General features: G+C 73.5%; 8 protein-coding genes and 1 tRNA gene. 6 read left to right on the top strand and 3 right to left on the bottom strand.

Annotated features, from left to right (window positions below):
• The first annotated feature begins 33 nt into the window (after nucleotides 1–33).
• From WME98_RS47645 to WME98_RS47625, 5 genes are all read left to right on the top strand, one after another.
• Nucleotides 34–510, top strand: coding sequence for a hypothetical protein (locus WME98_RS47645; protein ID WP_437948206.1), 477 nt, complete (start codon nucleotides 34–36; stop codon nucleotides 508–510).
• Nucleotides 511–663: 153 nt separating this feature from the next.
• Nucleotides 664–2,937 (top strand): PrkA family serine protein kinase, encoded by a 2,274-nt coding sequence (locus WME98_RS47640; RefSeq protein WP_437948205.1) that lies wholly within the window; start codon nucleotides 664–666, stop codon nucleotides 2,935–2,937.
• Nucleotides 2,938–2,945: 8 nt separating this feature from the next.
• Nucleotides 2,946–3,749 (top strand): TatD family hydrolase, encoded by an 804-nt coding sequence (locus WME98_RS47635; RefSeq protein ID WP_437948204.1) that lies wholly within the window; start codon nucleotides 2,946–2,948, stop codon nucleotides 3,747–3,749.
• Between the two features lie 94 nt (nucleotides 3,750–3,843).
• Nucleotides 3,844–5,241 carry an energy transducer TonB family protein gene (locus tag WME98_RS47630; protein WP_437948203.1) on the top strand — a complete coding sequence of 466 codons (1,398 nt, stop codon included), beginning with the start codon at nucleotides 3,844–3,846 and terminating at the stop codon, nucleotides 5,239–5,241.
• Between the two features lie 116 nt (nucleotides 5,242–5,357).
• Nucleotides 5,358–5,434: transfer RNA gene (locus WME98_RS47625), tRNA-Met, on the top strand.
• 62 nt (nucleotides 5,435–5,496) lie between these two features.
• On the opposite strand, the gene WME98_RS47620 is transcribed toward WME98_RS47625, so the two are convergent.
• Entirely contained in the window at nucleotides 5,497–7,188 is a 1,692-nt protein-coding gene (locus WME98_RS47620) for a L,D-transpeptidase (RefSeq protein ID WP_437948202.1), read from the bottom strand.
• A 102-nt stretch (nucleotides 7,189–7,290) separates the two neighbouring features.
• Here WME98_RS47620 and WME98_RS47615 point away from each other — a divergent pair, with 102 nt between their 5' ends.
• On the top strand, nucleotides 7,291–7,887 hold the full coding sequence (locus WME98_RS47615) for a protein-tyrosine phosphatase family protein (protein WP_236644716.1): 597 nt from the start codon (nucleotides 7,291–7,293) through the stop codon (nucleotides 7,885–7,887).
• On the opposite strand, the gene murJ is transcribed toward WME98_RS47615, so the two are convergent.
• Nucleotides 7,856–9,505, bottom strand: a complete 1,650-nt coding sequence (gene murJ / locus WME98_RS47610; RefSeq protein ID WP_437948201.1) for a murein biosynthesis integral membrane protein MurJ — start codon at nucleotides 9,503–9,505, stop codon at nucleotides 7,856–7,858. The two genes, WME98_RS47615 and murJ, sit on opposite strands and share 32 nt — an antisense overlap.
• Nucleotides 9,506–9,565: 60 nt before the next feature.
• The gene (locus WME98_RS47605; RefSeq protein WP_437948200.1) at nucleotides 9,566–11,140 is read right to left on the bottom strand and encodes an alkaline phosphatase family protein; all 1,575 of its coding nucleotides are present in this window, start codon (nucleotides 11,138–11,140) and stop codon (nucleotides 9,566–9,568) included.
• Nucleotides 11,141–11,373: the final 233 nt, after the last annotated feature.

Genomic DNA, 11,373 nt, shown 5'->3' with positions numbered 1-11,373 from the left:
TCAACTCGGACCCGCAAGCCTCTCCCCGCCGCGATGTGCCTGATCGCTCTCTCCGGGCTCACCGTCGTCGGCTCGGGGTGTAGCCAGAGCGAAGCGGCGACCTCCCGCAGCGTCGCGGATGTACCCGCGGCGTCACCCCAGGGCGGAAAATCGAAGGTCGAGGATGCGGTCTACACCCTCGAGATGAAGCCGGCGGGGACGTACAAGGCCGGCCAGGAGGGGGTCGTCGAGGTCTCGCTCCTGTCGAAGGGCGACTACCACATCAACGACAAATACCCCATCAAGTTCAAGGTCACTGAGCCGGCCGCCGAGGGCGTCACCTACCCGAAGCCCTTGCTCAAGCGAGAAGACGGCGCGTTCGAGGAGAAAAAGGGCGTCCTCAAGATCCCGTTCGTCGCGGCCAAGAAGGGCAAGGCCAAGGTGGCGGGCGTGCTCTCCTTCAGCATCTGTAGCGCCGCGAACTGCCTGATGCAGAAGCAGGAGCTCGAGGCGGTCATCGACGTGCAGTAGGCACAACGGTAAACTCGGCCTCACGTGAATAACGACACCTCCGGTAGCCGGGGGGGCCAGCCCAGCGCGGTCGGCCCCAGCCAGACAGTTCAAGGCAGTGCGGCGGAGCGGGCTCGAAAGGCCCTCTCCGAGCTCGACGCCATCGCCACATCGATGGCCCGGCGCTTCAACGAAGAGCAGCGGGTCCTCTCCTTCCAGCAGTACCTGGAGCTGTTCGCCTCGAACCCGGTCCGCTTCGGTCGTGACGCGGCTCGCTACGTCCGCGACATGTTCGACCATTTCGGCACGCGGACGATCAAGAAGCCCTGGGGGGAGCTGACCCGCTTCCAGCTGTTCGATCTTCCGTGGGAGCTCCCTGCGGTCGAGGCGGCGCAGCAGGGAGCGACGCCGTCGGCCGCGTATCACGGGCGGGATTTCGCGCTGATCGGCCACGAGGAGCTCCAGGCCGAGGTCTACCGGGTGCTCTGCAACTTCGTGCGCGAGGGCAGGGCCAACCGGCTCGTCCTGATGCACGGGCCGAACGGCTCGGCGAAGAGCACGCTCGCCGCCTGCATCCTGCGGGCGCTGGAGCACTACTCGACCCTCGACGAGGGCGCGCTGTACCGCTTCCACTGGGTCTTCCCGAGCCGCAAGACGACGCGCGGCTCGATCGGCTTCGGCGGCGACGTGAAGGCGAGCGCCGCGGACGGCGCGAGCTACGCCCACCTCGAGGACGATCAGATCGACGCGCGGCTCGTGATCGAGCTCCGGGACCACCCGCTGTTCCTGCTCCCGGTGCGCGAGCGGCGCGCGCTCATCCTGAAGCTCTACGAGGACGCCGGCGCGACGGAGCCGCCGCCCGAGTGGCTGATGAGCGGCAAGCTGTCCCACAAGAACCAGCAGGTCTTCGAGGCGCTCCTCGTGGCGAGCAACGGCTCGCTCGCCGAGACGCTGCGGCACGTCCAGGTCGAGCGGTACTTCATCTCGCGCCGCTACCGCGTCGGCGCCGTCACGATCGGCCCGGAGCTCTCGGTCGACGCCGGCGAGCGGCAGATCACGGCGGATCGCTCGCTCGCCTCGCTGCCGACCTCCCTCCAGGCGACGACGCTCTTCGAGGCGCACGGCGAGCTCATCGAGGCCGCCGGCGGCGTGCTCGAGTTCAGCGATCTGCTGAAGCGCCCGCTCGACGCGTTCCGCTACCTCCAGCTCACGCTGGAGACCGGCGAGGTCAGCCTGCCGCAGCAGACGGTGCAGACGAACGTCGTCATGATCGGCAGCGCCAACGACGTGCACCTCAACGCGTTCCGGGAGCACCCGGAGTTCCCGAGCTTCCGCGGGCGCTTCGAGCTCCTGCGCGCGCCCTACCTCCGGAGCTACCTCGACGAGCAGACGATCTACGACGCGCAGATCGTCCCGTTCGTGACCCGCCACGTCGCCCCGCACGCGACGCGCGTCGCCGCGCAGTTCGCCGTGCTCACCCGCATGCGCCAGCCGGAGGCGAAGCGGTACCCCGACGCGCTCGCGCCGCTCGTGTCGAGCCTCACCGCGGTCGAGAAGATGGAGCTGTTCGCGACGGGCACGGCGCCGGAGCGGTTCGACGCCGAGGCGCAGAAGGTGCTGCGCGCGGGCATCGAGGCCATCTATCACGAGAGCGACGCGTCCGTGGACTTCGAGGGGCGGCTCGGCGTCTCGCCGCGCGAGGTGCGGACGCTCCTGCTCGACGCGGCGCAGAGCCCGGACCACGCGTGCCTCTCGCCGTTCGCCGTGCTCTCGGAGCTCGACGCGCTCTGCAAGCGGCAGGCGGAGTACGACTGGCTCAAGGAGAAGCAGCTCGCGGGCGGCTACCACGACCACCGGCTCTTCCGCGAGGTCGTGCGCACGCGCCTGCTCGACACGATCGAGGAGGAGATGCGATCGGCCAGCGGCCTCGTCGACGAGACCCGCTACGCCGAGCTGTTCGATCGGTACATCTCCCACGTCGGCGTCTGGGTGAAGGGCGAGAAGATCCGGAACCCGCACACGGGCGACTTCGAGAACCCGGACGAGCGCATGATGCGCGAGGTGGAGGCGCTGCTCGGCGTCCGCACGAAGCACGACGACCACCGGCGCGGCCTGATCTCGGCGATCGCCGCGTGGGCCATCGACCACCCGGGCCAGAAGATCGTGAACGCGGTCGTGTTCCCGCAGCAGATCCGCAAGCTGCGGGAGGCGGTGTTCACGGAGCGGCGCAAGGGCGTGGCGCTGCTCGTGCGCGACCTCGTCGCGCTCCTCCGCGACGCGCAGGGCGACGGCAAGTCCGAGAAGGGATGGGGCGAGCTGCGCGAGGAGGAGCGCAGGAACGCTACGCGCGCGCTGGAGCGGCTGCACGGGATGGGCTACTGCGATCGCTGCGCGCTCGACGCCGCGAGCGCGCTGCTCCGCGCGCGCTTCGCGGAGCTCGTCACCTGAGCCGAAGCATGCTCATCGACTCGCACTGCCACGTCGACCCGCACCATTTCCGCGAGGGCGCGGACGCTGTCCTCGACCGCGCGCGCGCCGCCGGCGTCGACGCGTTCGTGGTCGTCGGCGTCGACGCGGATCTGTCCGCGGCGCGCTTCGCCGCGGAGCTGGCGGCGCGGCGCGCCGACGTGCACGCCGCGGTCGGCGTCCACCCGCACGACGCCTCCGCCCTGGATGACAGGATGCTCGCGGAGCTCGAGGCGCTGGCGCGCCGCCCCGAGGTCGTGGCCGTCGGCGAGATCGGCCTCGACTACCATTACATGCACTCGCCGAAGGACACACAGCAGCGCGTCTTCGCCGACCTCGTCGCCCTCGCGCGGCGGGTGCGGAAGCCGATCGTCATCCACACGCGCGAGGCGCCGGAGGACACGCTCGCGATCCTGGAGCGCGCAGGCGCGAGCGACGTGGGCGGCATCATCCACTGCTTCTCCGAGGATCGCGCGTTCGCCGAGAGGGCGCTCGCGCTCGACTTCGATCTCTCGTTCTCGGGCATCGTCACCTTCAAGAGCGCGCGCGCGATCCAGGAGGTCGCCGCGTGGGCGCCCGGGGACCGGATCCTGGTCGAGACCGACAGCCCCTACCTCGCGCCCGTGCCGTTCCGCGGGAAGCGGTGCGAGCCGGGGCACGTGCTGCACACGGCCCGCTTCATCGCGGAGCTCCGGGGCGAGCCGTTCGAGGCGCTCGCCGCGCGCACCGCGGAGAACACCCGCCGGCGGCTGCGGCTGCCGAAGGGCGACGCGCCCGCCGCGCCTGCCGTCTGACACGCGCACGACGTCGGACACGAGCGTCACGCTCCTCCGGCGGTGCCGCCTGCGGGCTCGCCTCGTGTTCGTTTCGAGGCATAGTGACAGGACGATGCAGAGATCACGCGACGGCCGCCGGATCGCGTCCGCGTGGGCGCTCTCCGTCGCTGCCCACGCCGGGCTCGTCGGGGCAGGCGCGGCGATCGTCGCGGGCTCGCTCTCGACGCAGGAGGTGACGCTCGCGCGCACCGCCGGCGCGCCGGTCGCGCCGAGCGCGCCGATCGAGATCGAGCTTCCGGTGGTCTCGGACGGCACGCTCGACAGCGCGCCGGCGATCGCGCCCGAGCTGCCGGCGAGCCTCCCGCGCGGCGGAGGCGAAGTCGCGGCGCGGCCGGACACGGGCACGCGCGGCCGCGGCGGCACGGACGCGGCCGCGCTGCCCGCGCTGAACCTCGCGGACAGGGACGACGCGACCTTCCTGTCGCCCGAGGTCCGCTCGCGGCTCGACAGGAGCCAGATCCAGCGCATCCGCTCGTCGTCGCGCCGCGCGTCGCGCGAGGACTGGCGCGCCAGCCGGGAGCCCACGGAGCTCACGTTCCTCGCGGGCGGCCGCGTCGGCAGCCGGCCCGAGCGTCGGTCCGCGGCCGAGCGCGACCCGTCGGTCGGGGCGCGCGACAGCGGCGCGCCCGAGCGTCGGGGCGGCCCGCTCGGCGCCGCGGCGCGGCCCGCGGGCACCGAGGGCGCGGCCGACGCGTCAGGCGAGCCCGGCGCGACGCTGTCGCTCGGAGCGACGCCGCGCGCGGTCGGCGGGGCCGTGGAGGGGAGCGAGCGCTCGTCCGTGGGGCTCGGCGTGCGCGACGGGCGGCCCGGCGCGGATCATCGCGACAGCGCGGCGGTCCCGCTGGCGCGTCCGATGGTCGCCGCGGGCACGCCCTCGGTCCCCGCGAACGTCGCGGGGCGCCCGAACGACACGATCGACAGCGAGCAGGAGGTGGCGACGGCGATCCAGTCGCTCGTTCATGCGAGCTCGGCCGGCGGCGCGCGCGGGCTCGGTCCGGGCGGAGCGGCGGGGCCGGGCGCGACCGGCTCGGGCGGCGTGGCGGGCAGCGGCGCGCGCTCCAGCGCGCTCGGCTCCGGGCGCGGCCGGCTGCTCGACAACGATCCGCTCGATCGCCGCCGCAGCCTCTACATGCGGCAGGTCATGGCCAAGCTGCACCCGCTCTGGGCCGACGCGTTCCCCAAGTGGGCCGCGGGCGAGGGGCTCCAGGGGACCGTGATCGTGACCTTCGTGATCCGGGCGGACGGGACCGTGAGCAGCGCAGCGGTGACGCGGCCGAGCGGCATCCCGGAGTTCGACGAGAATTGCCGGCGCGCGGTGCTGCGCGGCGCGCCGTACCCACCGGTGCCCCCCGAGCTCGGCGAGAGCTTCCGGTGGTCGATGCCCTTCGAGGCGAGGAACCCCGCCGTCCTGCCGAAGCTCCCCGCGCGAACGATGAACGATGAACGATGAACGCCGCCTGAGCGCGCCACCCGAGCGCGCCACCCGAGCGCGTGGACAGCGTCGCAGCGCGCAAGACATCGCTTGACAGGGTCGGGACAGGGCGGTACTAGTCCGCCCTCGCTTCTGCCGAAGTAGCTCAGCTGGCTAGAGCAGGCGTTTCATACGCGCCGGGTCGGGGGTTCGATTCCCTCCTTCGGCACCAGAAATGGTGACAGTCGACCGCTGGTCTCCCTGAATCGGGGGCCAGCGCTCGCGACGTGTTCCTCAAGGTCGGACGTGGACGAGGGTTCCTTCCTCGCCGCTGCTGTGCACCGCGTGCCAGCCGTCGGGGAGCTCAGGCTCGGTCCACAGGAAGATGCGCCGCGCGTCGACCGGCGTCAGCGCGATGTCGTGGAAGCCTTGCGCTTCGCCGACCCCGGCGCCCCAGTACATGCCGGTGATCGCGTGGCCCGGCGCGAAGTCCATCACCCACGGGGCGTCGGCGACGTCGAAGCTGTCGGCGACCTCGCGCGGATCGATGTTGCGCGTCACGTGCTTGCTCCGCACGCGGAAGGTGCCGCGCGCCGTCGACGCGCTCGACTCCGGATCGCGGAGCTGATCGCGGCCCGAGGAGATCAGCGTGGCGTAGATCGGCTTCTGCCCCTCGTAGGCCGTCAGCGTCTGGTTGGCCAGGCTGACGTCGAGCCAGCGCTGTGAGCCTCTCGCGAAGTCGGGGAACTTCGAGCGCCGCACGATGACGACGAGGTCCTGCGCGCGCAGCCAGAAGCCGTCGCGCGCCTCCTCGAAGCGCGTGCCGTCCACCGTCCTGAACTTGCCCGTGAGCGGCACGCCCGTGCGCCGCTCGAGCTCCTCGTCGTTGGGCGTCGCCTTGCCGCGGCCGATCGACCACGTGGTGACGTCGTGGCGATGCACGAACGCGACCGGCAGCCCGACCTTCTCGACGTCGAGGCCGTGCCACGGCGAGCCGAGCGCGGCCTGCAGCCGATCGGTCGGGACGAGGCGGCCGTCCGGCGTCACGCCGAGCCTGCGGCCGTCGGCCTCGCCCGCGGTGAAGGTGCGGGTGATCGCGACCCCGCTGCCCTTGCGCAGCGCCGCCGTCTTCATCGCGGCGCGCAGGTCGACGGGCGCGCCGTCCTTCGCGCCCAGCTCGATCCCGAGCGCGGCGAGGGGCGGGAGCGGCGCGACCGCGTCGGCGAGCGGGAACACGAAGTAGCTCGACTCGGTCCTCCGCCCGTCCGCGCCGACGCCGTGCTGCTGCGGCAGCAGCACCGGCGGCCCGGTGGCGACGCCGCGCTCGTCGAGCGGGACGTCGTTGGCCGACGCGCCGAGCTGCGCGTCGCTGCGCTGCGCGCGCTCGAGGTGGCGCTCGAGATCCGGCTCGGCGTGCCGCAGCTCCTCGCGGCTCGGCACCCCGGAGTACGCCGGGGTGCCCTGCGTCCTCGCGCGCCCGTAGCGGTAGGGCAGGGGCCGCGACAGGTCGGGGGGCGCCGGCAGCACCGCGACCGCGTCGGTGTGCAGCGTCGCGCCTTCGCCCACGCAGACGAAGCCGCGGGGGCGGATCGCGTACCACCCTCCGCTGCACCCGGCGCGCCCGTACGGCTCCGACGACCGCACCACGGCGGCGCCAGGATAGAGCTCGCCGATCGTGCGCGCGCCGGCCTGCGGGCGCGCGAGCACGGGCGTCCCCGCGCGCAGGGCGACCAGCTTGGGCCCGTCCGCGGGCAGCGCGACGACCTCGGGCTCGCCGCCGCCCGCTTCGTCCTTCGATAGCTCCACCGACGCGGCCTTCGCCTTGCAGCCGGACAGGGCCAGCACGACGACCAGGCCCGCGAGGCCGTCGAGGCGACGCGGCCGTGGGCCGCGCGCGGAGCGTCGCGGCGCGCAGGGCGGCGGCGCCCCGAGGTCCGGAGGCGGCACCGGCCGGGAGGGCTCCGTCGGCATGGAGGCGAGCGGCATCGGCCGACGCATGCCCGACCTGCGCGCCCCGGGCCAAGTTCCAGGGCGCGGCGCGCCGCCCGGCCGCTGGCGCCGCGCGCGCGTCGACGCCATGAGTTGCGCGTGCGCCTCCGCCCCGCGCTGGTGTTCCTCCTGCTCGCGCCGTATGCCGTGGTTTTCTATGCATTCCTGGCGCTGCGCCGCGCCGCCGCGTCGTTCCGACCGCGGCACCCGTGGCGCACGTGGGTGAGCCCGAACCTCCTGATCGGCGGGTTCCTCCTCCCCGGCGACGTCGCCGAGCTCCGGCGCCTCGACGTTCGCGCCGTGATCAACGTGTCGCGCGAGCTCTACGACCCGGTGCTCGCGCTGCGCGCGGCGGGCGTCGAGTACCTCCGCGTCCCGTGCTGGGACATGTGCGCCCCCACGCTCGAGCAGGCCGCGCGCGGCGTGGCATTCCTCGAGCGCCACCTCGGCGCTGGCCACCGCGTCCACGTGCACTGCGCGAGCGGCGTCGGGCGGAGCGTCACGATCGCGCTCTGCTACCTCGCCACCCGCGGCGGCCTCGAGGTCGGCGAGGCGATCGCCCTGCTCGAGCGGCAGCGGCCGCGCGTCGCGCTGAGCCGCGCGCAGCGCGCGTTCGTCGAGCGCTACGTGGCCTGGCACCGCGAGCGCGCGGCGCCGCGCGCGCTCACCTCCTGCGCAGGAGCGATCTCAGGCTGAAGAGCCCGAGCGCGGGGGCCGCGACCGCGAAGGCCCCGCCGCACCCCGCGAGGATGAGCGCGGCGCCCCACGGCGTGGCGGCGATCGCCTCCGGCAGCGCCGCCCGGAGCGCCGCGCCGCAGCCGACCGAGACCGCCGTGAGCGCGGCGACGCGGCCAATCCGGATCTGATCCAGCCCGAGCCCACCGATCTCGCGCCGCACGCGGAGGGCGAGGGCGATCGCCTCGACCCACCCGGCGATCACGGCGCCGAGCACCACGCCGAGCACGTCGAGCTGCCGCATCAGGAGGAGCGCGACGGCGGTGCTGACGAGCACGCGGTAGAGCGCGTAGCGCGCCGGCGTCCTCGTGTCCCCCAGCGCGAACGAGGCGGTGATCAGCACGCGCCCCGCGGCGTTCCCGAGCAGCGCGAGCCCGTAGGCGCCCACGAGCGGCTCGACCCGCGCCGTCGACGCCCGATCGAACGTCCCGGTCTGCAGCAGCAGCGTGATGAGCTCCCGCCCGAGCACCAGGAACACGGCCGTCGCCGGCACGGTCAGCACCGTGATCCGCGCGAGCGAGGCGCCGAGGCGGCGCGACAGCGCCTCGTTGCGCCGCGCGACGTCCGCCTCGGCCGTGTCGCGCGCCATCTCGGGCAGGGCCACCGCGGCCTCCCCCGTGCCGAGGATGCTCATCGGCAGGAGGTAGATCGTCTGCGCGTAGTTGAAGGCAGCGTTCGCGCCGGCGCCGAGGAAGCTCACGAGGAGCGTGTCGACGAGCCCGGAGACCTGGATGATCCCGCGGCCGAGCAGCGCGGCGGGCAGCTTCCCGGCCGCCTCACGGACGCTCGGGTCGCGCGCGTCGAGGCGCGGCGCGAGCCCGCCGAGCAGCGCGCGCGCCGCGGGGAGCAGCAGCGCGAGCTGCAGCGCGGCGCCGGCGAACGCGCTCCACGCGAGCGCCTCGGCGAGCGGCTCCCCGCGCATGCCGAGCCACGCCCCGCAGGCGAGCAGCCCCGCGATCTGGGCGGCGCTCCACGCGACGGGCGCGGCGTAGGGGAGGAAGAACCGCCGGTGCGCGTTCAGGACGCCGAGCCCCCACGCGGAGAGCACGAGGAGGCCGGTCATCGGGAAGATGATCCGGACGACGCGCGTCGTGCTCGCGAGCTTGTCCTCGTCGAAGCCCGCGGCGACCAGGAAGGACAGCCACGGCGCCGCGAGCACGCCGAGGAGCGACGCCGCCGCGGCGGCGACGAGCAGGAGCCCGAGGGCGGACAGCGCGAAGTGCGCCGCGCGCCGCGCGTCGCCCGCCGCGCGGAGGCGCGCGTAGACGGGGATGAAGGTCGCGGAGAGCGTCCCCTCGCCGAGGAGGTTCTGGGTGACGTTCCCCGCGCGGAACGCCGCCGCGATCACGTCGGCGAGCTCGGAGGTGCCGAAGAAGTGCGCCGTCACCCGCTGGCGGATCAGCCCGACGAGCCGCGAGAGGATGATCCCCGCGGTGACCATCGCCGACGATCGCGCCGCGCTGGGCGCCGCCTCGCGTCCGGCGGCCGGCCGGCTCGCGCCGGCCGCCGCCGCGGCGGCGGCGCTCGCCGGCGTGGTCCCTGCCTGCGTGGCGGCGGGCGGATCGAGGTCGGGCGGCACGGCGCCGCTTCTATCAGACCTCCCGCCCCCGGGCGACCTCGGCGCCGGCCGGCCGGCGGCTCAGTCCCGGAGCCTCGCGGCGCCGAGCCGCTCCGCGTGCGCCAGCACCCGCCGCGCGACGTCCGGCCCCTCGCGCCGGCGGTCCAGGTGCCGCGGGATGACCCCGCGCTCCGCGGCGTCCCACAGCTCCGGCTGGGAGATCCCGGTCTCGGTCCGCGCGCGCAGCTGCGAGAGGGAGACCTCGACCGTGGGGAGGGCGATCGGCGCCTGGGGATCGCGGAGGAGCGCCGGGTCGATGCAGCACGACAGGTCGTTCGCCCCGCCGGAGCGCGCGTTCAGCCTGGGGATCTCGAAGCGCGCCTCGAGCGTGCGGATGACCGACGCGTGGTCGAGCACGGTGCTCACCGCGCAGCCCCTCCGGACGAACGGGCCCGCGACGATCGACGGCACCCGGAACCCGAGCTGCGAGAACAGCGGATCGTCGTCGGTGGTCGTGGGCGGCGGCACGTGGTCGAAGAAGCCTCCGTGCTCGTCGTAGGTGATCACGAGCAGGCACCGGCCCCACTGGGGGCTCTTCGCGAGCGCGTTGTAGACGCTGGCCATGAGCACCTGCCCGAGCTGCACGTCGTGGTCGGGGTGATCGTCGTTCGCGGTGGCGCCGAAGAACTGGGGATCGATGACGGAGAACGCGGGGAGGAGCCCCGCGGCCGCGTCCTCGAAGAAGCGCTCGATCCCGGAGACGCCCTTGAACTTGAAGTACGCCCCCGAGCACCACGGCACGTCGTGGTAGTAGTTCCTGCTCGAGATCCCCGCGTCGCTCAGCAGCTCGAAGACGCTCGTGAAGCCGGTGACCGGCACGTTCCTGGAGACGCCCCTCGACGTGGCGCCGTGCAGGAAGAACCGGTTGGGCCAGGTCGGGCCGAGCACCGAGCTGAACCAGCGCTCGCAGATCGCCGACGCGTCGGCGAGCGCGTAGAGGATCGGCAGGTGCTCGCGCACGTGATAGCCCATCACGTCGCGCTGATCCGGCCCCGCGTGAGCGGCGACGAACCCGTCGTTCCTCCCTTGATTCCACTGCGCGTGGGCCGCGTCCCAGCTGTGCGGCGGGTCGGCGGGCGTGAAGTTGTCGAGCTGGAAGGGGGAGACCAGCGCGCCGTCCGGCGCCCGGTTCGACTCGTTGCCTGTCAGGCCGTCGATCTGCCTGCCCTCCTTCAGCCGCAGCGAGCCGAGGTAGTGGTCGAACGACCGGTTCTCCATACACAGGACGACGATGGTGCTGATCGGCGCGAGCAGCTCTGCAGGGCTCAGGCCTCCCGTGTCGACGCAGCCATCCGCAGGCGCGCCGCCGGCGCCGTCATCTCCCGCCTGTCCCGAGCCGCCCGCTCCCCCAGCGCCGCCCGCACCTCCAGCGCCGCCCGCACCTCCAGCGCCGCCCGCACCTCCAGCGCCGCCGCCCGCTCCGCCGGCTCCGTCGTTCCCACCCGAGCTGCCCGAGCTCGAGCCGGCGTCTTCGAGCAGCGTCGCGCCCTCCGTGGCGCTGCATCCGAAGGTCGCGGCGCCGAGCGCCGCGCCGAGCCCCGTCAGCACATGCCGCCGGGTCAGGGGATCACGCGGCGGTCCATTCCGTTTTTTCATCACACACAGGATCCTCAGGAACGCGGGGCCGAGAAAGGACTTTTGATGTCCCCTCGACTCGACGTAACCGCCGAGTAACCCACGTGACCTTCTGCGAATACCGGCGCGCGACCGGCGTGCGACCGGCGTAACCGAGAAAACCTTTCTTTTCGCGAGGTCTGCCGGGTGATATGGATAGAAATCGCGGGGGCCTACGTTTGCACTCTGCCACCTTCCGATGAGCTCGAATCCGC

The sequence above is a fragment of the Sorangium sp. So ce296 genome (assembly GCF_051529605.1).
Lineage (GTDB): Bacteria > Myxococcota_A > Polyangia > Polyangiales > Polyangiaceae > Sorangium > Sorangium cellulosum_D.
The sequence above is the reverse complement of the archived record's forward strand: the minus strand, read 5'-3'. Positions and strand labels throughout refer to the sequence as shown.